The organism is Lysobacter lycopersici (assembly GCF_007556775.1).
Taxonomy (GTDB): domain Bacteria; phylum Pseudomonadota; class Gammaproteobacteria; order Xanthomonadales; family Xanthomonadaceae; genus Pseudoluteimonas; species Pseudoluteimonas lycopersici.
In genome coordinates this window covers 1,054,679-1,076,302 of the sequence record NZ_CP041742.1, presented here as the reverse complement: position 1 = coordinate 1,076,302, position 21,624 = coordinate 1,054,679, and the positions used below count along the sequence as shown (strand labels likewise).

The following is a 21,624-nucleotide window of genomic DNA, read 5'->3' as shown; positions in this document are numbered from 1 at the left end:
AAGGCCCGGATCGCTCCGGGCCTTCGTGCATTGCCTTGTCGTATCGCGGATTACCAGATCAGGATCTGCTTGTCGCCGCTGCGCACCATCTTGTCGCCGGCCTTGCACTGGAACGCCGCCGCGAAGGCCGGCATGTTCGAGGGCGCGCCGATCGCGCGGAAGTTGGCGGGCGCGTGCGGGTCGGTGACCAGGCGCACGTTCAACTCGTCCGGGGTGAAGTTGCGGCGCCAGATCGTGCCGAAGTTGAGGAAGAAGCGCTGGTCGCGGCTCAGGCCGCCGACCTGCGTGGTCGGCTTGCTGTCCGGTTGCGCGCGCTGCATGGCGTCGTAGGCGATGTTGAGGCCGCCCAGGTCGGCGATGTTCTCGCCCAGGGTCAGGTTGCCGTTGACGTGCTTGCCCGGCAGTGCCTCGTACTCGTTGAACTGCTGCACCAGCTTGTTGGTCAGCGCCTTGAAGCCGTTCGCATCCGCCGGCGTCCACCAGTTCTCGAAGTTGCCGGTCGGCCCGAAGCGCGCGCCCTGGTCGTCGTAGCCGTGGGTCATCTCGTGGCCGATCACCGCGCCGATGCCGCCATAGTTGGTGGCGTCGTCGGCCTTGGCATCGAAGAACGGTGGCTGCAGGATCGCGGCCGGGAACACGATCTCGTTCTGCTGCGGGTTGTAGTAGGCGTTCACCGTCTGCGGCGTCATGCCCCATTCGGTCTTGTCGACCGGCTTGCCGATCTTGCCTAGGTTCCACTTGTAGTTGAACTCGTTGGCGGCGAGCACGTTGCCGATGTAGCTGTCGCGGCTGGTGTTCAACCCGTCCCAGCTGCGCCACTTGTCCGGGTAGCCGATCTTCGGCGTGAACGTGGCCCACTTGTCCAGCGCCTTCTTCTTGGTCTCGTCGCTCATCCAGGCCAGGTTTTGGATGCGCACCTTCAGCGCGTCGCGCAGGTTCTGCACCAGCTGCTGCATGCGCGCCTTGGACTCGGCCGGGAACGCGACCTTGACGTACAACTGGCCGAGCGCCTCGCCGGTCTGGTTCTCGACCGTGCCGAGCACGCGCTTCCAGCGGTCCTTGATCTGCTTCTGGCCGCGCATGGTCTGGTTGTAGAACGCGAAGTTCTCCTGCACGAACGGATCGCTCAGGTACGGCGAGGCGCCATCGACCAGGTGGGCGCGGAAGTAGGCCTTCCACGTGTCGACCGGCACGTCGACGATCATCTTGCTCACTTCCTCGTGGAACGCGGGGATCGCGAGCGAGAACATCTTCGGCTGCTCGAGGCCCTGCGATTCGAAGAACTTCGACCACGGGAAGTTCGGCGTCAGCTTGTCGGCCTCGGCGACGGTCACCGGGTTGTAGGCGAGTTCGGCGTCGCGCGAGAGTTCCTCGCTCGACTTCGACACCTTGGCCAGGCGGGTTTCGAACGCGACCACGTCCTTGGCCTGCTTCGCGGCATCGGCCGCCGGCGTGCCGGAGAGTTCCAGCACCTTGGCGATGTGCTGCTGGTAGGCGGCGAGCTTGTCGGCCTTGTCCTTGTCGAAGTAGTAGCCGCGGTCCGGCAGGCCGAGGCCGCCCTGGAACGCGTAGCCGATGTTCATCGACGAGTCCTTGAAGTCCGGGCTCGGGCCGAAGCCGAACACGTCGCCTTCGCCGCGCGCGGTGGTCGTGCGCATGTAGTCGGCGATCGACGCGCTGTCGGTGATCGCGTTGATCGCGTCGAGGCGGCCCTGGATCGGGGTGATGCCGGCCGCGTCGACCTTGGCCTGGTCCATGCCGGTGGCGTAGAGGTCGCCGACGATCTTGTCGACGCCGGTCGCGTCCTTGTTCGCCGCGGCCTGTTCGGCCAGTTGGTGGCGGATGCCGAGCGAACGCTCGTCGAGCATTTCGAACGCGCCCCAGCTGGTGCGGTCGCCCGGCACGGGGTTCGTGGCGAGCCACTTGCCATCGACGTAGCCGGCGAAGTCGGTGCAGGCGTTCTTGCTGGTGTCGAGGTCGGCGATGTCGAAGCGGTTCACCGGCGGCAGCTTGCTTTCGTCGATGGTGTATTCGGCCTTCGGCGCATCGGCGGGCTTGGCGGCGTCGGCGGCGGGCGCGGAGGCGTCCTTTTGCGCGCAGCCGGCGAGCGCGGCTGCGAGCGAGAGGGCGAGGAGGGCGAACTTGGGTTGTGCGGTCACGGAAAGCTCCGGGCAGGCGGGGCGAAAGGGAGAAGAAGTATCCGCGTCCGGGTCCGGGCGTGGAACCCCGCGACCATACGACGACACCCGCCACGGGGCGGGTGTCGAAGGTCACGGCCGGGGTGGATCGCGGTCAGCCGCGGCGGGCAAGCCTCACCAGATCACCACCTGCTTGTCGCCGCTGCGCACCATCGGGTCGCCGGCCTTGCACGAGAAGGCGGTGGCGAAGGCCGGCATGTTCGAGGGCGCGCCGATGGCGCGGAACTGGTCGGGCGCGTGCTCGTTGGTGTTGACGATCACCTTGAGGTAGTCGGGCGTCATCTGCCCGCGCCAGATCGTGCCGAAGCCGAGGAAGAAGCGCTGGTCGCGGCTCAGGCCGTCGACCTGCGTGGTCGGCTTGCTGTCCGGCTGCGCGCGCTGCATCGCGTCGTAGGCGACGTTGATGCCGCCGAGGTCGGCGATGTTCTCGCCCAGGGTCTGGTAGCCCTTCACGTGCAGGCCCGGCAGCGCCTCGTAGGCGTCGAACTGCTTCACCAGCCTGTCGGTGCGCGACTTGAACGCCTTGGCGTCGGCATCGGTCCACCAGTTGTTGAAGTTGCCGTCCGGGCCGAAGCGCGAACCCTGGTCGTCGTAGCCGTGGGTCATCTCGTGGCCGATCACCGCGCCGATGCCGCCGTAGTTGGTGGCGTCGTCGGCCTTGGGGTCGAAGAACGGCGGCTGCAGGATCGCCGCGGGGAACACGATCTCGTTCTGGAACGGGTTGTAATACGCGTTCACCGTCTGCGGGCTCATGCCCCATTCGGTCTTGTCGACCGGTTTGCCGATCTTGCCCATCTGCCATTTGTAGTTGAACTCGTCGGCGGCGAGGATGTTGCCGATGTAGCTGTCGCGGTTGGTCTGCAGGCCGTCCCAACTGCGCCACTTGTCGGGGTAGCCGATCTTCGGCGTGAAGCTGTTCCACTTCTCGATCGCCTTGGCCTTGGTCGCGTCGCTCATCCAGTCCAGGTGCTCGATGCGGGCCTTGAGCGCGTCGCGCAGGTTCTGCACCAGCGTTTCCATCTTGGCCTTGGAATCGGCGGGGAACGCGACCTTGACGTATTCCTGGCCGAACGCTTCGCCGATTTCCCCGTTCATGGCGCCGAGTACGCGCTTCCAGCGCGCCTTCTGTTCCTTCTGCCCGCGCATGGTCTTGCCGTAGAAATCGTAGTTCTCGTCGGCGAAAGCCTTGCTGAGGTAGGGCGAGGCGCCATCGATCGCGTGGAAGCGGAAGTAGGCCTTCCATGCATCGACCGGCGTGTCCGCCAGCATCTTGTCGACTTCCTCGTGGAACTTCGGCATCGCGAACGAGAACATCTTCGGCGTTTCCACGCCTTGCGCCTGGAAGAACTGCGTCCACGGGAAGTTCGGCGTCAGCTTGTCGGCGTCCGCGGGCGAAACCGGGTTGTAGTACACCGCGACGTCGTGGGTTTCTTCCTTCGACAGCGAGGCTTTCGCTAGACGCGTCTCGAACGCGATCACGTCCTTCGCCTGCTTCGCCGCGTCTTCGGCCGTCGCGCCGCCCAGTTGCAGCACCTTGGCGATGTGCGCCTGGTAGGCGGCGAGCTTGTCGGCCTTGTCCTTGTCGAAGTAGTAGCCCTTCTCCGGCAGCCCGAGGCCGCCCTGCGTGGCGTAGCCGATGTTCATCGAGGAATTCTTGAAGTCCGCCTCGGGGCCGAAGTCGAACAGCACGTTCTGGCCCTTGGACGCGGTGGTGCGGATGTAGCTGGCGATGGACGCGGTGTCGGTGAGCGCGTCGATCTCGGCGAGTTCCGGCTTGATCGGGTCCATGCCCTGCTGCTCGATCTTCGCCTCGTCCATGCCGCTGGCCCAGAAGTCGCCGACGAGCTTGTCGACGCCGGTCGCGTTCTTGTCCGCCGCGGCCTGTTCGGCCAACTGGTGCTGCACCGACAGCGAGCGTTCGGCCAGCGCGTCGAACGCGCCCCAGGAGGAGCGGTCGCCCGGGATCGGGTTCGCCGCTTCCCACTTGCCGTTGACGTAGCCGTTGAAATCGCTGCAGGCGTTCTTGCTGGTGTCGAGGTCCGACATCGCGAAGCTGATTGCAGGCGCGAGTTTGCTTTCGTCGAGGGTGAATTGCGGCTTCGCCGTCGCGTCGGGTTTCGCGGCATCGGCGGAAGGCGCGGAAGCGTTCTTGCCCGGGCAGCCGGTCAGGACGGCGGCGAGCGACAAGGCGAGGACGGCGAATTTCGGTGTGGCGGTCACGGTGGGCTCCGGAAAGGCGGGAATGCCGAATGCCCCGTGCGGGGCGGCATCGCGCACTGTAGGCGCGTGGGCGCGAGGCCGAGGGTGTCGAACGTCATGCCGGCGGGCTCATGGAATCTTCACAACCGCGGCGTTGCCGTTGCCCGGACCCGGCCCGTGCTAGGTTCGCCGCGAACCGCAACGGAGACCACGATGCGCATCCATTTCCACGGCGCGGCCGGGCAGGTCACCGGATCCATGCACCTGGTCGAGGCCGCCGGCAAACGCGTGTTGCTGGATTGCGGCATGCAGCAGGGCAGCCGCGAGATGGAAGCGGCGAACGCAGGCGATTTCCCGTTCGATCCCGCGAGCATCGACGCGCTGGTGGTCAGCCACGCGCACATCGACCACATCGGCCGCATCCCGCAACTGGTGGCGCGCGGCTTCCGCGGCCCGGTCTTCGCGCAGGAAGCCACCGCGGAACTGATGCCGATCATGCTGCTCGACTCGGCCTCGCTGGCCGAGGCGGATGCCGAGCGCGCCAATCGCAAGCGCGGCAAGGGCGAGCCGGAAATCCAGCCGCTGTACACCCGCGACGACGTCGAGGATGCGATGGCGCAGGTGCGTTCGCTGCGCTACGGCGCACGTACCGCGATCCTCACCGGCGTCGACGTGGCGTTCCGCGATGCCGGCCACATCCTCGGTTCGTCCATCGTCGAACTGTGGGCCGATGGCAGGAAGCTGGTGTTCTCCGGCGACCTCGGCCCGAAGGGCACGCCGATCCTGCGCGATCCGGAAACCGTGCGCGAAGCCGGCCTCGTGCTGATGGAATCGACCTATGGCGACCGCAACCACAAGGATCGCGCGGAAACGATTTCCGAACTCGGCGGCATCCTCGAACAGGCATGGAACGACGGCGGCAACGTGCTCATCCCGGCGTTCGCGGTCGGGCGTTCGCAGGAATTGCTGTACTGGTTCGCGCGCTTCTGGGACGAATGGAAGATGGCGCGTTGGCAAATATTCCTCGACAGCCCGATGGCGAACCGGGTGCTGAAGGTCTACGACCGCCACCACGAGCTGTTCGACGCCGAGGCGCAGGAGATCTGGCGCGGCACGCCGAACCCGTTCCGCCTGCCCAACCTGCGCGGCACGATCACGGCGCAGGAATCGATGGCGATCAACGAGGTCGAGCGCGGCGCGATCGTGATCGCCGGCAGCGGCATGGCCAATGGCGGGCGCATCCTGCACCACCTGCGCCACAACCTCGGCAAAAAGCAGACGCACGTGGTGTTCGTCGGCTACCAGGCCGAGGGCACGCTGGGACGGCGCCTGGTCAATGGCGCGAAGTCGGTGCGCATCTTCGGCCAGGAGGTGCAGGCGAACGCGCAGGTCCACACCGTCGGCGGGTTGTCCGCGCATGCGGACCAGCACGGCTTGATCGAGTGGTATTCGGGCTTCGATCCGCATCCGCCTTTGGCGCTGGTGCATGGCGAGGATGAGGCACGCACGACGCTGGCCGGCGAGATCGAAAAGCGGTTCGGCGTCGAAGTGGAGTTGGCGAGGCCGGGGATGGAACGCGACGTCTAATGCTCGTCATTCCGGCGAAAGCCGGAACCCAGCTCTTGTATTAAGTGATCGAAAAACTGGGTCCCGGCTTCCGCCGGGATGACGAGCAAGTATTCATTCGCGTTCTCGCGAGATGTACACGGCGTTGCGCAGGCTGTCGTTTTCCATGATGGCGAGACAGCCGGCATTCCCGAACATCGAGTCCTCAGGAATGCTCACCAACAGGGTTTCCCTTCCATCCGGGTCGATTTTCCATCGAGTCGTTTCCGGATTCGCGCCTGCGGCAAGCGCATGGCCCAAGATCGTTTCCTTGTCCATGCCTTTCTTGATCGTGTTGCAGAATGCGGCGGTTTTCGTCGAAGGTACCTGCGTTGCTTGACTCTCGTCACTTTTCGACGTTCCGCAAGCGGACACAAGTAAAAATGTAGCCGCAAGGCACGCCGTCAGAATTGCTCCCTTAAACATTGCTGCCATGTTGTGGTGTCTCGCGGTCATCAAACCGCCGAAAACCCCTCGCGCGTGAGGTTCTCCGGATCGCCGTCGGTGCAGACGACGTCGTCCTCGATGCGAATGCCGCCGTAGGGCTTGAACTGCGCAACGCGATCCCAGTCCACGCTCGGGCCGAGGCCACGATCCTTGAGTTCATCGAGCAGCATGTCGATGAAATACAGACCCGGCTCGATCGTCACCACCATGCCCGGTTCCAGCACGCGCGTGAGGCGCAGGTAGGGATGGCCCTTCGGCTTCTCGATCACGCCGCCCGCGTCCGAGGCCATGAATCCGCCGACCTCGTGCACCTGCAGGCCGATGCCGTGGCCGACGCCGTGCGGGAAGAACGCGCTGCTGACGCCGGTTTCCACCGCGACTTCCGGCGACACGTGGATCAGGCCGAAATCCTTGAGGATCGTCGCGATCGCGAGGTGCGCGTCGAGGTGCAGTTGCTTGTAATCGAAGCCGGCCCGGACCTGCGCGCACATCTTCAATTGCGCGGCATCCATCGCATCGATCAGTGACTGGAAATCGTCGGCCTGCGCGGAATACGTGCGGGTGATGTCGCAGGCGTAGCCACCGAAACTCGCGCCGGCGTCGATCAGGAAACTGCAGATCGGCCTGGGCGGCAGGCGGTCGCGGCGCATGTAGTGCAGCACCGCGGCATGTTCGTTGAGCGCAACGATGTTCGTGTAGGGCAGGTCGTTCGCATCTTGTCCCGCGGCCTGGCAATAGGCGAGGTGGATGCCGAACTCGCTGGAACCAGCACGGAACAGGCGTTCCGCGGCGCGGTGCGCGCGCACGCCAATGCGGGTCGCTTCGCGCATCATCGCGATTTCGTACGGCGTCTTGAAAGCGCGCTGGTATTCCAGGTACGAGACGACGGCGTCGGGGTTGTTCGGCGTGTAGGCGCCGTATTGGCCCAGCGCGCTCTGCGCCTCGCCGAGGATCGCGCAACGCGCGGCGTTGCCGGGGAGGTGCCGCTTCGCCTCGTCCGGTTCGCGGATGACGACGATGTCGAAATGCCCGACCCAGTAGCCGCTGGGCTCGGCCGGCACCACGTGCCAGTAGTCGTGGGGCTGCAGGAACACCAGCTTCGGCTTCATTCCCGGCGTGAACACCAGCCAGCTGCCGGGTGCGTCGGTCATCGGCAGCCAGGCCTTGAACTGCGGGTTCACCGCGTACGGATAGTCGCGATCGTCGAAGACCTGGTAGTGCAGGGTGCCGCTTGGCACGACGAGGTGGTCGAAGCCGCCGCGTTCGAGCGCGGCGGTGGTGCGTTGCTGCAGTGTCGCGATGTGGTCGGCGTACAGCGTGCCGGGGCGGGTCGAGTTCATGTTGGCGGCTCGGCACGTGGGGGAATGCCTTCTTGGTTCGGCATTCTGCCGCAGAACGCGTTCGCGCCGCGTCGATTACTCGAACACGCCGCCCGGCGCGTTGATCCAGCGCTGCAGGCGCTCGGCCTGTTCGTCGGGGATGGCGATGAAGCGCAAGCCGATCCAGTACAGCCCCGGCGTGCCGGCTTCTTCCTGCCACAGCTGGTGCGCGCCGAATTCGCAATGGCTGTCGTGGCCCACGTCGTCGCGCAGCGGGAAGCGCAACTGGTACAGCGCGTCGTCGTTGAGCGGCAGGTTGGCGATCAGCAGCATGCCGGTTTCGGACAGGTTGCCGATGCGGCCGACCACGCGTTCGGTCATGGCGTCGGTGACCAGCACGTTTTCCGAGACCTTGCGGCGCGGCGCGCGGCGGAATTCGTCGATCATGCGGGTTCACCGGCGGGCGACGGGGAACGGCCCGCAAAGCTGCGCAGCGCGTTGAGCGTGGCGTGCCAGGCGCGGTCGATCAGGCGCGCGCGCTCGGCGGTGACCACCCGGGCCTGGCCGCTGGCGAGGAGCCGGGCGAGGCTGTCGAGGGTCTGCTCGGCCACGCGCTGGCCGCGCTGGTTCACGAACAACGCGTTGTCGGTGACCGTGCTGTACCACGACAGGCGCCGGCGCACGGTATCGCCCTGCTGGTTGGTGGTGAATTCGATCCAGGTGCCGTAGGGAAGCTGCCGCAGGTATTCGTAGCGGGCCTGCTCGTCCTGCGAACGCGGCGTCGCCTGGCGCTTGCGCGTGCTGGCGATTTCCTCGCCCAGGCGCGCGCGCGCCTTGAGCTTCATCGCCAGTTCGGTGCGCGATGCGGGATCGTTCTCGTCGTCGGTGGCGCTGGCGAGGCGGCGTGCGATCGCCGCGGCTTCCTCGCTGTGGTAGCCGACCTGCGACAGCGCGGCCTCGATGCTTTCGGCGAGCGCGTGGTCCGGCGCGTGCTGGCCGCTGCGGCAGCAGTTCTCGACGATCTGCCGGGTGGTTTCGAGCTTGCGCTTCCATTCGTCCGATTCGGCGCCGTGGCGCAGCAGGGTCAGGGTCAGGACGTCGGCCCAGGCCTGGTTGAGCAGCGCACGCACGAAATGCGGCGGGCGCTGGTCGCCGACCAGCTCGGTGATGGTGTCGATCGCACGGCGCTTGGCGACCTCGAGTTTTTCCTTGCCGCGCGCGGCCTCGATGTGGCGGCGTTCGGCAAGCTCGGCCTTGTGCGCGATGGTGCGCAACCGGCCCTGCAGGTCGTCGTTGGCGCGGGCGAAGACCTCGGCGTCGTCGCGGTAGTTCTTGACCACGTAGTCGACCGCGTCGTGCATCGCGGGCAGCATCTGCGGGTCGACGTCGTCGCGGTCCAGCCAGCGCGCGCCGGATTCCGCGACCGTGTTCAGCAGCAGGCGCGCCGGATGTTCCTCGCGCACGAAGAAGCCGCGGTCCTGCAAGGCCAGCCGCACCAGCGGCACCTGCAACTGCTTCAGCAGCGGCGCCGATGGCGCGTCGGCGTGGATTTCCCGCTCGATCTGCCCGTACAGCATGCCGAGCAGTTCGAAGGTGTCGTTGTCCTCGCCGGAGAGCGCGGCGCCCTTGCCGCGCTGCTGGCGCAGGCGCGCGAGCAGGTCCTGCTTGATGTCGGCCACGCTCGACTGCGCCGCGGGGCCGGCGGCGGGCAAGCGTTGCGGGAGCGCGGCGAGCACCTCGTTGCGTTCCAGCGTCTGCGGGGGCGCCTGCGGGGTTCCGCTGCGGAACTTGCCGAGCAATTCGCGGCGGCCCGCCAGCAGTTGCTGCAGCAGCTCGAATGCGGCCGCATCCCCGGCCTGCATGCCGCCCGGGTCGACGATGCCGAGCCAGCCGGTGTGCGGGCGCTGCGGGTCGCGCGCGGCGTTGACCTTGCGGCGCTGCTGCGGGGCCTTCGCTTCCCCGTCCTTTGCGGTTCCCGTTTCGGGTTGCTGCTGTTGTTGCGGCTGGGACGAGGCGCGGAGCGATTGCGGTTCGTGCTGCTGCGGTTCGCGCTTGTCCCGGGTGGAAGCCGCGACCGAGATCGGCGCGCGCATCCGGGTCGGCACGTAGCGCAGCGCCGGCAGCAGCCCGTCCGTGGCCATCGTCGCGTTGATCATCTCGACCAGGCGCCCGTGGTCCGCCATGACCTGGCGGTCGAAGGTGCGGTACAGCAGCAGGCGCGCGTCCAGCGGCAATTGCAGCGTCTCGATCGCGTCGCGCAGGATCGAGCACAGCGAATGCGGGCCGCAGGGCAGGCGCTCGACGTCCAGCGCCGGCGAGGCGGCCAGCACGCCGAAGCGCTGGCCGAGCAGGTGCAGGGCGAGGCTGGCGCGCGAACTGTGTCGCGAGGCGATGTCGCGAAGCACGGTGGCTTCGTCCATCTCCGCCTCGTCGATCAGCGTGAGGTTGTGGCCGCCGCCGCTCCATGCCGTCGGCGGGTGCTGGATCGGCGATACCGACTGGCCGAGGGTGGCGAGGCTGCTTTCCAGCCCGATCATGAAGCGCGGCACCAGGTCGGAGCGGTTCAGCCGCAGGGTGCGCAGGGTATGCAGGTATTCGGATTCGATGCCCGGGTTGCGCGCGTGGTCGGCGAGCCGGAACAGCTGCTGTTCCAGTTCACTGAGCATCGCTTGCAGCTGCCGCTCCAGTTCGTCCGACGCGACGTCCATGACGTGGTCGAGGATCACCCGCACCCGCCGCGGCACGGCGGCGGCGGCGAGCCGTTGCGGTGCCTGTGCGCCCGGGGATGGAGTGGCTGGTGTCATTCGCCTCGGCACGCGGGAAGTTGACCGGATACTGACACACCCCGGGCGCAGGGGCGCATCCTGCGGGCGCCCGGGATCAGTCGTCGCCCAGGAACAGGGCGATCGCGTCGTTGGCGAAGCGCAGGCCCAGTTCGGTGGGCTGCAGGCGTTCGTCGCCGGGCGCGATCCATCCGCGTTCCCTTGCCACCGCGAGCTGCCTCGCGATGGCCGCGCGCGGCAACCCGGTGCGTGCCTCGAACATGGCCATCGGCACGCCCGCGTTGAGCCGCAACGCGTTCAACATGAAGTCGAACGGCAAACGGCCCGAATCCAGGACATCGTCGCCGCCGATGGCCGCCGCGGTCCCGGCCCTTGCGAGGTATTCGGCCGGGTGCTTCAGCTTCCAGCGTCGGAGGACCCGCTGTTCCGCCCCGAGGGTGAGCTTGCCGTGCGCGCCGGCGCCGATGCCGAGGTAGTCGCCGAACTGCCAGTAGTTGAGGTTGTGGGCGCACTCCCGGCCGGGACGGGCCCAGGCGCTGACCTCGTACTGGCAGTAGCCGGCGGCGGCGAGACGCGCCTGGCAGGCTTCCTGCATGTCCCAGGCGGCGTCGATGTCGGGAATGCCGGTCGGCGGTTTCGCCGCGAACACCGTGTTCGGTTCCAGCGTCAGCTGGTAGTGGCTGATGTGCGCGGGTTGCAGCGCGATGGCGCGCTCGACGTCGTGTTCGGCTATCGCCAGCGTCTGTTCGGGCAGCGCATACATCAGGTCGAGGTTGAAATTGTCGAAGCCGGCGTCCTGCGCGGCCTTGACCGCGCGCTCGGCATCGCCGCTGGAATGGATACGGCCAAGTCGTTGCAGGCAGCCATCGTCGAAGCTCTGCACGCCGAAACTGAGCCGGTTCACGCCGGCTGCGCGGTAGCCGGCGAACGGGCCGTGCTCGACCGTGCCCGGGTTGGTCTCGAGCGTGATTTCCGCGTTCGGCGCGAAGCGCAGCCGCGAACTCGCGAGTTGCAGGAAGCGGTCGATGCTCGCGGGCGTAAACAGCGAAGGCGTGCCGCCGCCGAAGAACACCGTCTGCACGGTTCGGCCCCAGGCCAGCGGCAAGTCGAAATCGAGGTCGGCGATCAGCGCATCGACGTAGGCGTCGAACGGCAATGCGCCACGCCCCTCGTGCGAATTGAAATCGCAGTACGGGCATTTGCGCACGCACCAGGGCAGGTGCACGTACAGCGAGAGGGGTGGCGTGGACAACATGGTCAGCGAGTGTAGGGCGGGCCTTGGCCCGCCATCAGGGCGCGCCCAATCGCGACTTCAGCGCCACCAGCGCCTTGCCGCGGTGGCTGTCCCGGTTCTTCACGTCCGCGGGCAGTTCCGCCGCGCTGCAGCCGTGTTGCGGCGAGAAGAACACCGGGTCGTAGCCGAAGCCGTTGCCACCGCGGCGTTCGCGCAGGATGCGGCCTTCCCAGAGGCCTTCGGCAATCAGCGGTTGCGGGTCGTTCGCGTCGCGCACCAGCGCCAGCATGCAGGCGAATCGCGCTGTGCGTTCGTCGTCCGCCACGCCGTCGAGTTCTCGCAGTAGCTTGTCGATGTTCGCCTCGCTGTTTCCGTGTTCGCCGGCATAGCGCGCCGAATACAACCCGGGCGCGCCGTGCAGCGCGTCCACGCACAGGCCGGAATCGTCGCCGAGCGCGGGCAGGCTGGTCGCGCGCGACGCGTGCCGCGCCTTGAGGATCGCGTTCTCGACGAAGGAAAGCCCGGTTTCCTCGGCATCTTCGACGCCGAATTCCGACTGCGCGTGCAGTTCGAAACCTTCGCCGAGCAGGTCGCGCAATTCGGCCAGCTTGCCGGTGTTGGACGAAGCGAGGACGAGTTTCATCGAAATCGGTTGTCGCAGGCTTTTTGTAGGAGCGGCTTACAGCCGCGATGTTCTTTCGCCAGACCTGTCGCGGCTATAAGCCGCTCCCACAAAGGCAGATCCTACAAGGCCAACGCCGCCTGTTGCGCAGCGAACAATTCGCCCGTGCCTTTTTCCGCGAGCGCCAGCAATGCGTCGAGTTCGTCGCGGCGGAAGGCGTGGCCTTCGGCCGTGCCCTGCAGTTCGATGAAGCCGCCGCCGTCGTTCATCACCACGTTCATGTCGGTGTCGCAGTCGCTGTCCTCGGCATAGTCGAGGTCGAGCACCGGCACGCCGCGGTACACGCCGACCGAGACCGCCGCGACTGCGCCGACGACCGGGTTTCGCGCGATCTCCTTCTTCGCCTGCAGCCAGCGCATGGCATCGACCAGTGCGACGTAGGCGCCGGTGATCGCCGCGGTGCGGGTACCGCCGTCGGCCTGCAGCACGTCGCAGTCCAGCGTGATGGTGCGCTCGCCCAGCGCGACGCGGTCCACGCAGGCGCGCAGCGAACGGCCGATCAGGCGCTGGATCTCCAGCGTGCGCCCGCCCTGCTTGCCGCGCGCGGCCTCGCGGTCGCTGCGGGTATGCGTCGAGCGCGGCAGCATGCCGTATTCGGCGGTGATCCAGCCTTCGCCCTTGCCGCGCAGGAACGCCGGCACGCGGTTCTCGACGCTCGCGGTGCACAGCACGCGGGTATCGCCGAACGCGACCAGCACCGAACCTTCGGCATGGCGGGTGAAGCCGCGGGTGATCGAGACGGCGCGCATCTGCTCGGGGGGGCGGCCACTGGGACGGGCGAAAGGCATGTCGAATCCGGTAAAGATCGGCGCGCTAGATTACCATTCGCTTCCCAAGGGCCCGGCCGAATCGCATGCCGATCCGCAGCATGACCGCCTTCGCCTCCGGCGAACGCAGCACCGAATGGGGCACGCTCGGCTGCGAGTTGCGCGCGGTCAACCATCGCTTCCTCGAAGTCGGCGTGCGCCTGCCTGACGAACTGCGCGCGTCCGAGTCCTCCCTGCGCGAACGCATCGCCACGCGATTGTCGCGGGGGAAAGTCGATCTCGTCCTGCGCCTGCGCACGTCCTCCAGCAGCGACGCGTTGCAGGTCGACGACGCGGTGGTCGAACGCCTCGGCGACCTCGCGCGGCGGATGGACAGCCGGTTTCCCGGCATGCGCGTGGATTTCGCGCAGCTGCTGCAGTTGCCTGGCGTGCTGCAATCGCACGCGGTCGATCCGGAGGAGTTGCAGACCGCGGCGCTGTCCCTGCTCGACAAGGTGCTGGATGACTTCGTCGCCGCGCGCGAACGCGAGGGTGCGAAGCTCGCCGCGGTCATTTCCGAACGCGCCGACGCCATCGCCGGCATCGCCGCCGAGGTGCGCACGCTGGTGCCGCAGATCCGGACCGGCCAGCGGCAGAAGCTGGAAACGCGCCTGGCCGAACTCGGTTCCTCGCTCGAACCGGGACGGCTGGAACAGGAACTGGTGATCTGGCTGCAGAAGCTCGACGTGGACGAGGAACTCGACCGCCTCGACAGCCACCTGTCCGAACTTCGGCGCGTGCTGAAGCAGCGGGAACCGGTCGGGCGCCGCCTGGATTTCCTGTTGCAGGAATTCAACCGCGAGGCGAACACGCTGGGCAGCAAGTCGGTCGACGTGCGTTCGACCAATGCCGCGGTCGAACTGAAAGTGCTCATCGACCAGATCCGCGAGCAGGTGCAGAACATCGAATGAGCGAGATCGTGCCCGGAACGCTTTTCATCGTCGCCGCGCCCTCGGGCGCCGGGAAATCGAGCATCGTCAACGCAGTGCTGGCGCGCGACCCTCGCCTGTGCCTGTCGATCTCGTTCACCTCGCGCCAGCCGCGGCCGGGCGAACGACACGCCGAGCACTACCACTTCATCGCCGTGGACGAATTCAAGGCGATGATCCGCAACGGCGATTTCTTCGAATACGCCGAAGTGCACGGCGACTGGAAGGGCACCGCGCGGCAGTCGGTGCTGCCGCAGCTCGCCGCCGGCAAGGACGTGGTGCTGGAAATCGACTGGCAGGGCGCGCGCCAGGTGCGCGCGCAGGTGCCCGACGCGATCGGCATCTTCATCCTGCCGCCCTCGCGCAATGCGCTCGAGCAACGCATGCGTTCGCGCGGCCAGGACAGCGAGGAGACCATCCGCCGCCGCCTCGCCGCCGCGCGCGAGGAGATGAGCCATTACGACGAGTTCGACTACGTGGTGGTGAACGAGGTCTTCGACGATGCGGTCGACGAGGTCTGCGCCGTCGTCGCGGGAAGCCGGGCCCGCCGGCCGGTGCAGCGGGTTCGCCACGAAGCCCTGATCGCGGAGTTGCTCAGGGACGGGTAGGGGGCGGGCCTCGGCACGCCGCATGCGTATCCGCAACGCTGGATGGTGGGCCAAGGCCACCCTAAGCCATTGATTCCACAGGACCATGCTTGCGCCAGACGCGGGGAATCCCTATCATCCGCGTCCCCCCCTCTTTTGAATCGACGGCCTGACCGGCCGCCGGGAGAGCTATGGCCCGCATTACCGTGGAAGATTGCCTGGAAGTGGTCGACAACCGCTTCGAACTCGTGATGATGGCCGCCAAGCGCGCGCGCCAGCTCGCCAACGGCGTCGATCCGCAGATCGACAACAGCGAATCCAACGACAAGCCGACCGTGCTCGCCCTGCGCGAGATCGCGGCCAGCGCCATCGACCAGGACTACATCGACGCCGTCGACAAGTCCGAGCGCGAGCGCAAGGAACGCGAGGCGCTGGAATGGGCCGCGGCCGAAGTGGTCGCCGGCGACGACGACATGAAGGGCGACGACTGAGCCTCGGCTCCGGTTTCGCCAGTCCGAACGGCCCCGCGAGGGGCCGTTTTCGTTTGCCGGCCCGGCCCGCGCCGTCGTAGGCTCGGGGCATGAGCGACCCGGCGCCCGTCGACCATCGCATTCCCGCCGCCGCGGCACCGGCCGAACCGGTGCCCGACTATGTCTCCGCGCTCGAATCCGCCGCCGACTACCTGAGCGCGGAACAGCGCCAGTTGCTGCGCCGCGCCTGGGCGGTCGGCGCCGCCGCGCATGCCGGGCAAACGCGCAAGTCGGGCGAGCCCTACATCACCCACCCGGTGGCGGTGGCGAAGGTGCTGGCCGAGCAGGGGCTGGACGTGGAAACGCTGGTCGCGGCGATCCTGCACGACACCATCGAGGACACGCCGCTGTCGCGCGAGTCGATCGCCAGCGAATTCGGCGAAACCGTGGCCGAACTGGTCGAGGGCGTCACCAAGCTGGACAAGCTGCACTTCGCCGACCGCCAGGAAGCCGCCGCCGAGAGCTTCCGCAAGATGCTGCTGGCGATGGCGCGCGACCTGCGCGTGATCCTGATCAAGCTCGCCGACCGCCTGCACAACATGCGCACGCTCGGCGCGCAATCGCCGGAGGCGCGAACCCGCATCGCGCGCGAGACGCTGGAAATCCACGCGCCCATCGCCCAGCGCCTGGGCATGAACCTGATCAAGGCCGAACTGCAGGACCTCGGTTTCAAGGCCCTGTATCCGCTGCGGCACCGAGTGCTGGAACGGCGCATCCGCACCGAGCCGCTGGTGCGGCGCGAGGCGCTGGCCAAGATCGAGGCGCAGCTCGCGCAGCGCCTGACCAAGGAAGGCCTGCACTACCGCCTGGTGAGCCGGATCAAGTCGCCGTGGAGCATCTATTCGAAGATGCGCAACGAAGGCAAGAGCTTCGACCAGGTGATGGACGTGTTCGGTTTCCGCATCGTGGTCGGTTCGGTCGCCGAGTGCTACCACGCGCTGGGCGTGGTGCATGCGGCGTTCAAGCCGCTGGACGGGCGCTTCCGCGATTTCATCGCCATCCCCAAGGCGAACGGCTACCAGTCGCTGCACACGGTGCTGTTCGGTCCGTACGGGTCGCCGATCGAGGTGCAGATCCGCACCACGGAAATGGACCTGATCGCCGAACGCGGCATCGCCGCGCACTGGGCGTACAAGCACGATGGCGGTACCGCGACCAGCGCGCAGACGCGTGCGCACGCCTGGATCGTCAACCTGATCGAATCGCAGCGTTCGGCGGGCTCGTCGCTGGAATTCCTCGAGAACGTCAAGGTCGACCTGTTCCCGGACGAGGTCTACCTGTTCACGCCCAAGGGCGACATCATGTCGCTGCCGCGCAATTCCACCGCGCTCGACTTCGCCTACGCGGTGCATACCGACGTCGGCAACCATGCGGTCGCCGCGCGTGTGGACAAGAAGCTGGTGCCGCTGCGCACCAAGCTCGCCAGCGGGCAACGCGTGGAGGTCATCACCGCGCCGTCGGCGGCGCCGAAGCCGCAGTGGCTGGAATTCGTCGCCACCAGCAAGGCGCGCACCGCGATCCGCCACCAGCTCAAGCAGCTGCAGCACGAGGATGCGGTCGAACTGGGCCACCGCATGCTTGATCGCGCGCTGGAAGGGCTCGGCACCTCGCTCGACCGTTTGCCGCCGCCACGGCTGGACGGCTACCTCGCCGAGCACCGCTATCCGCGGCTCGAGGCACTGCTGCACGACATCGGCCTCGGCAACCGCATGCCGGCGCAGGTCGCGCAATCGCTGGCGCGCAGCGAACCGGACACCGCGGACCTGCTCGCGCCGCAACCTCCGCGCAGCGGCGAGAAGATCCTGATCACCGGCGCCGAACGCGGCGTCATCACTTTCGCCAACTGCTGCACGCCGATTCCCGGCGACGAGATCATGGGCTTCCACACCGCGGGCAAGGGCATCGTCGTGCACCGCATGGATTGCCCGAACGTCGCCGACTATCGCAAGTCGCCCGAGCGCTGGGTGCAGATCGGCTGGGATCGCGCGGTCGAAGGCTTCTTCCAGGCATTGCTGCGGGTCGAGGTCAACAACCATCCCGGCGTGCTGGCGCAGGTCGCGGCCGCGATCGCGCAGGCCGAATCGAACATCGACCGCGTCGACTACATGGAGCGCGACACGCGCATCGCCGCGATCCGCTTCGCGATCGAGGTCAGGGGCCGCAAGCACCTCGCCGAAGTCATACGCCGCGTGCGCCGGCTCGCCGTCGTGCACGGCGTGCAGCGCCTGTAGGAGCACACCGAGGCCGCAGGCCGAGGGACGCGACCTTCGCGAATTCCTGTCGCGCCCCTGCGGTGCGCTCCTACAATGGATGCATCCATCGGAGAATTCGCCATGCCCCGCCAACCCATCCATTCCGACAACGCGCCCGCCGCCATCGGCCCGTATTCGCAGGCGGTGCGCGCCGGCGACACCGTGTACCTGTCCGGGCAGATTCCACTCGATCCGGCCAGCGGGTCGCTGGTCGAGGGCGACATCGCGATGCAGGCGCGGCGCGCGTTCGACAATTTGAAAGCCGTATGCGCGGCCGCCGGCGGTTCGCTCGACGATGTCGTGCGCGTGGGCCTGTACCTCGTCGACCTCGGCCAGTTCGGCGAAGTCAACGCGGTGATGGCCGAGTATTTCGAGAGTCCATATCCGGCGCGTTCCACGGTCGAAGTCTCGGCCTTGCCGAAAGGCGCGCAGTTCGAAGTCGACGCGGTGATGGTGCTGCGCTAGCGGCTAGCGTCATCCGTCGGTTGCGGTCGTGGCCCCGGGCCGGGCATCGCGCGCCTGGCTGGGCGTGGTTCCGGTCCAGCGCTTGAACGCGCGGCGGAATTCGCGCGCATCGCGGAAACCGACGCTGGCGCCGACCTGCGCGATGGGCAGGTCGCGTTCGCGCAGCAGGTCGCGGGCGCGTTCGTGGCGCACCTGGTCGTGCAGTTGCTTGAAGCCGGTGCCGGCCGCCAGGAGTTGCCGGCGCAGGGTGCGTTCGGTGACATGCAGTTCGTCGGCGATGTCGGCCAGCCGCGGGTTGTCCTGCAGGCGCACGCGCAGCAGGCTGCGGACGCTCGCGACGAGTTCGCCGGGCCGTTCGCCGCCCGGCATCTGCGCGCGGCACAAGGCCAGCGCCTGGCGTGCGCTCACCGGGTTCCAGGTCGGCAAGCGGTGTTCCATCCATGCCGGATCGACCAGTTCGCGGTTGCGCGGCATGTCGAAGCGCACCTCGCAGCCGAACAGGGCCTCGTACTCGTGCGCGTACGCCGGAGCCGGATAGGTCAGCTCCAGCCGCAGCGGCCGGAACGCCGGCCCGACCAGGCCGCGGCATAGCATCAGCACGCTGGCGTACAACTCCTCGCACAGGAACGGCAGGATCGCCGGCTCGTCCGCGCGCGGGCGCGCGATCACGCCCAGCTCGCGCGGGTCGGAGGCGTCGAGCTCGAGGTCGATCAGGCTGCCCGACAGCGGTGCGTACTGCAGGCCGATCGCGACCGCATCGCCGAAACTGCGCGCGGTCATCATCGCCAGCCCGAGCAAGCCGAAGTTGCCGATGCTCTGGCGTCGGCCCAGGCGCAAGCCCGCGTCCGCGACCGGCAGGTCGCGCAGGGCGCGGTGCAGGATGCCGCTGGCCTGGCGATAGGACACCCGCAAGCTCGCGTCGTCGATCTGCGAGCGCGCCACGCGCAGGCCGGCGAACCAGGGCGCGCAGGCGACGCCGTGTTCGTCCGCCATCTGGCACAAGCCGGCCAGGATGTTGGTGGAGATGTTGGCGGTGGTCAGGCGCGGATCGGCGATCGGGCGGTTCATGCGCTTTGGCCAGATTGTCCGTTTTTCCCCCCACGAGTATGCCGTTTCTGCCCTCTGCCCGCGAGCGCCCGGCACAGACACTGTGGAGGGGAAGGTTCGGCGCGGCTGGCGCGGACCGGGGAGGAGAAAACGATGCGAATCATGCTGGTACTCGCGATGTCCGGCCTGTTGGCCGCCTGTGGCGATGGCCATCGCGAAGCGGTGACCGCCGCCGACGCGGAATTCCAGAAGACGCTGCAACAACGCCTGCTCGACGCCAAGCCCGGGGACGTGATCGACATTCCCGCCGGCCGCTACCACCTCGATCGCAGCCTGAGCCTGCGCGTGGACGGAGTGACCATCCGCGGCGCCGGCAAGGACAAGACCGTGCTCAGCTTCAAGGGCCAGGCCAGCGGCGCCGAGGGCCTGATCGTCAACGCCAGCGACTTCACCCTGGAGAACCTCGCGATCGAGGACACCAAGGGCGATGGCCTGAAAGTGAACGAAGGCGAGAACATCGCCATCCGCGGCGTGCGCGTGGAATGGACCAACGGCCCCGACACCGGCAACGGCGCCTACGGTCTGTACCCGGTGCAGACCCGCGGCGTGCTGATCGAGGATTCGGTGGTGATCGGCGCCTCGGACGCCGGTATCTACGTCGGCCAGTCGAAGGACGTGGTCGTGCGCCGCAATCGTGCCGAACGCAACGTCGCCGGCATCGAGATCGAGAACTGCATCGGCGCCGACGTGTACGACAACGTCGCCACCCACAACACCGGCGGCATCCTGGTGTTCAACATGCCCGACCTGCCGCAGCCGGGGCACACCACGCGCGTGTTCAAGAACCGCATCCTCGCCAACAACACCGACAACTTCGGGCGCAAGGGCAGCGCGGTGTCGGCGGTGCCGGCCGGTTCGGGCGTGGTGATCATGTCCAACGACGAAGTCGAGGTCTTCGACAACGAGATCGCCGACAACCAGACCGCGAACGTGCTGATCGCCAGCCATTACTCCGCCGGCTACGACAGCAAGTACAAGCCGTCGGCGGCGTTCGATCCCTATCCCGAGTACATCTACGTCCACGACAACCGTTTCTCCGGCGGCGGCGATTCCCCCGACGGGCTGGAGCTGAAGGCGCTGAAGGTGGCGATGTTCGGGCTCAACGGGCACATGCCCGACGTGCTGTGGGACGGCTATGCCAACGCCAAGCGCGCCGGGGGACCGCAGATCTGCGTGCAGGGTGCGTCGGGCGTGCTCAATGCCGATGGGCCGAACAAGAACAAGAATCCGAAATCCGACGCCAAGCCGTTCGACTGCAAGCTCGACCCGTTGCCGGCGGTGGCATTGAAGCAGGCATGAGCGAGGCGTCCACGGCCCGGGGGGCGTTGGCATGGGCAATGCTGGCCGTGCCGGCGTTGTTGCTCGCCGCTTGCGCGCGCGGGCCCGCGCCGGTGGCTTTCCATGCCGACGGTTATCCGACCAAGCTCAGCGACTGGAACGTGGTCTATCGCGATGGCGACAGGCTGGCCTTGAACGCGCGCGTGGTCCCGTTCGACCTCAACACGCCCCTGTTCAGCGACTACGCGCACAAGTTGCGCACGATGTGGATGCCCGAAGGCGCGTCCGCGCGCTACGAGCCACGCGAAGCCTTCGACTTCCCGGTCGGGACCATCCTCAGCAAGACCTTCTTCTATCCCGTGGCCGCCGGCGAAAACGGAGTCGCGCGCACCGACGACACCTCGCGCGACCATGCCGGCGAGGGATTGGACCTGCGCAACGTGCGCATGATCGAAACCCGGCTGCTGGTGCATCGCCAGCAGGGTTGGGTCGCGCTCGCCTACGTCTGGAACGCTGCGCAGACCGAGGCGACGCTGGAACGCACCGGCGCCAGCGTGCCGCTGCAACTGGTCGCCGCCGACGGCAGCCGCGAACCCTTCACCTACCAGGTGCCGGACCAGAACCAGTGCGCCGGCTGCCACGCCAGCAACAACACCACCCGCGTGATCAAGCCGCTGGGACCGAAGGCGCGGCACCTCAACAAGGATTACGCCTACGCCAGCGGCAGCGAGAACCAGCTCGCGCACCTGGTGGAACTCGGCTACCTGCGCGACGTGCCGGCGCGCGGCGTTCCGCGCAACGCCGACTGGCGCGACGCCGCGAACGCCAGCCTCGATGGCCGCGCACGCGCCTACCTCGACATCAATTGCGGCCATTGCCACAACCCCGAGGGTCCGGCCGACACCTCGGGCCTGTGGCTGGATTCGTTCGACCAGGACCCGCGCCACCTCGGCCTGTGCAAGCCGCCGGTCGCGGCCGGGCAGGGAACCGGCGGCCATCGCTTCGGCATCGTGCCCGGGCAGGCCGACGAATCGATCCTGACCTACCGGATCGACAGCGACGACCCCGGGGTGATGATGCCGGAGCTCGGGCGCGACGTGGTCCACCGCGAAGGGGTACAACTGATCCGCGACTGGATCGCCGCGATGCAGGGCAATTGCGATCCGCAAGAATCCGCCACGATGCCGATGTAATCCGTTCCAC

Annotated in this window: 18 protein-coding genes; 8 read left to right on the top strand and 10 right to left on the bottom strand. The window is 67.5% G+C overall.

Annotation, left to right across the window (positions count from 1 at the left end):
- Positions 1 to 50 precede the first annotated feature (50 nt).
- Together FNZ56_RS05420 and FNZ56_RS05415 are read right to left on the bottom strand one after the other, a co-directional pair.
- Positions 51 to 2,159, bottom strand: a complete 2,109-nt coding sequence (locus FNZ56_RS05420) for a M13 family metallopeptidase (RefSeq protein WP_143878861.1) — start codon at positions 2,157 to 2,159, stop codon at positions 51 to 53.
- Positions 2,160 to 2,312: 153 nt separating this feature from the next.
- Complete coding sequence (locus tag FNZ56_RS05415; protein ID WP_143878860.1) at positions 2,313 to 4,418, bottom strand: M13 family metallopeptidase; 2,106 nt, start codon at positions 4,416 to 4,418, stop codon at positions 2,313 to 2,315.
- A gap of 192 nt (positions 4,419 to 4,610) precedes the next feature.
- Between FNZ56_RS05415 and FNZ56_RS05410 the strand changes: the two genes are divergently transcribed.
- Entirely contained in the window at positions 4,611 to 5,984 is a 1,374-nt protein-coding gene (locus FNZ56_RS05410; protein WP_143878859.1) for an MBL fold metallo-hydrolase RNA specificity domain-containing protein, read from the top strand.
- A gap of 93 nt (positions 5,985 to 6,077) precedes the next feature.
- On the opposite strand, the gene FNZ56_RS12920 is transcribed toward FNZ56_RS05410, so the two are convergent.
- The 7 genes from FNZ56_RS12920 to rph all read right to left on the bottom strand — a co-directional run bounded on the left by FNZ56_RS12920 (position 6,078) and on the right by rph (position 13,255).
- Entirely contained in the window at positions 6,078 to 6,281 is a 204-nt protein-coding gene (locus FNZ56_RS12920; RefSeq protein WP_221933320.1) for a hypothetical protein, read from the bottom strand.
- Positions 6,282 to 6,457: 176 nt separating this feature from the next.
- The gene (pepQ, locus tag FNZ56_RS05400) at positions 6,458 to 7,789 is read right to left on the bottom strand and encodes a Xaa-Pro dipeptidase (RefSeq protein ID WP_143878857.1); all 1,332 of its coding nucleotides are present in this window, start codon (positions 7,787 to 7,789) and stop codon (positions 6,458 to 6,460) included.
- Positions 7,790 to 7,864: 75 nt separating this feature from the next.
- Positions 7,865 to 8,215: a PilZ domain-containing protein gene (locus FNZ56_RS05395; RefSeq protein ID WP_143878856.1), complete on the bottom strand. Its 351-nt coding sequence runs from the start codon at positions 8,213 to 8,215 to the stop codon at positions 7,865 to 7,867.
- A complete protein-coding gene (locus FNZ56_RS05390; protein ID WP_143878855.1) occupies positions 8,212 to 10,572 on the bottom strand; it encodes a DUF1631 domain-containing protein in 2,361 nt (786 codons plus the stop codon). Before FNZ56_RS05390 ends, FNZ56_RS05395 begins: the two co-directional genes overlap by 4 nt.
- 76 nt (positions 10,573 to 10,648) lie before the next feature.
- Positions 10,649 to 11,803, bottom strand: coding sequence for a radical SAM family heme chaperone HemW (gene hemW, locus FNZ56_RS05385; protein WP_407070501.1), 1,155 nt, complete (start codon positions 11,801 to 11,803; stop codon positions 10,649 to 10,651).
- A gap of 37 nt (positions 11,804 to 11,840) precedes the next feature.
- Complete coding sequence (rdgB, locus tag FNZ56_RS05380) at positions 11,841 to 12,428, bottom strand: RdgB/HAM1 family non-canonical purine NTP pyrophosphatase (protein WP_143878853.1); 588 nt, start codon at positions 12,426 to 12,428, stop codon at positions 11,841 to 11,843.
- Between the two features lie 101 nt (positions 12,429 to 12,529).
- A complete protein-coding gene (gene rph / locus FNZ56_RS05375; protein WP_143878852.1) occupies positions 12,530 to 13,255 on the bottom strand; it encodes a ribonuclease PH in 726 nt (241 codons plus the stop codon).
- An 80-nt stretch (positions 13,256 to 13,335) separates the two neighbouring features.
- Here rph and FNZ56_RS05370 point away from each other — a divergent pair, with 80 nt between their 5' ends.
- The 5 genes from FNZ56_RS05370 (at position 13,336) to FNZ56_RS05350 (ending at position 18,036) form a co-directional block, all read left to right on the top strand.
- Positions 13,336 to 14,184, top strand: coding sequence for a YicC/YloC family endoribonuclease (locus FNZ56_RS05370; RefSeq protein ID WP_143878851.1), 849 nt, complete (start codon positions 13,336 to 13,338; stop codon positions 14,182 to 14,184).
- Positions 14,185 to 14,192: 8 nt separating this feature from the next.
- Positions 14,193 to 14,810, top strand: coding sequence for a guanylate kinase (gene gmk, locus FNZ56_RS05365; protein WP_143880279.1), 618 nt, complete (start codon positions 14,193 to 14,195; stop codon positions 14,808 to 14,810).
- A gap of 170 nt (positions 14,811 to 14,980) precedes the next feature.
- Positions 14,981 to 15,280 (top strand): DNA-directed RNA polymerase subunit omega, encoded by a 300-nt coding sequence (gene rpoZ, locus FNZ56_RS05360; protein WP_143878850.1) that lies wholly within the window; start codon positions 14,981 to 14,983, stop codon positions 15,278 to 15,280.
- Positions 15,281 to 15,369: 89 nt separating this feature from the next.
- On the top strand, positions 15,370 to 17,550 hold the full coding sequence (locus tag FNZ56_RS05355; RefSeq protein WP_143878849.1) for a RelA/SpoT family protein: 2,181 nt from the start codon (positions 15,370 to 15,372) through the stop codon (positions 17,548 to 17,550).
- 102 nt (positions 17,551 to 17,652) lie between these two features.
- Positions 17,653 to 18,036, top strand: coding sequence for a RidA family protein (locus tag FNZ56_RS05350; protein ID WP_143878848.1), 384 nt, complete (start codon positions 17,653 to 17,655; stop codon positions 18,034 to 18,036).
- A 9-nt stretch (positions 18,037 to 18,045) separates the two neighbouring features.
- On the opposite strand, the gene FNZ56_RS05345 is transcribed toward FNZ56_RS05350, so the two are convergent.
- On the bottom strand, positions 18,046 to 19,104 hold the full coding sequence (locus FNZ56_RS05345) for an AraC family transcriptional regulator (protein WP_143878847.1): 1,059 nt from the start codon (positions 19,102 to 19,104) through the stop codon (positions 18,046 to 18,048).
- A gap of 132 nt (positions 19,105 to 19,236) precedes the next feature.
- Between FNZ56_RS05345 and FNZ56_RS05340 the strand changes: the two genes are divergently transcribed.
- Together FNZ56_RS05340 and FNZ56_RS05335 are read left to right on the top strand one after the other, a co-directional pair.
- A complete protein-coding gene (locus FNZ56_RS05340; RefSeq protein WP_143878846.1) occupies positions 19,237 to 20,442 on the top strand; it encodes a parallel beta-helix domain-containing protein in 1,206 nt (401 codons plus the stop codon).
- A complete protein-coding gene (locus FNZ56_RS05335) occupies positions 20,439 to 21,614 on the top strand; it encodes an SO2930 family diheme c-type cytochrome (protein ID WP_143878845.1) in 1,176 nt (391 codons plus the stop codon). Before FNZ56_RS05340 ends, FNZ56_RS05335 begins: the two co-directional genes overlap by 4 nt.
- Positions 21,615 to 21,624 lie beyond the last annotated feature (10 nt).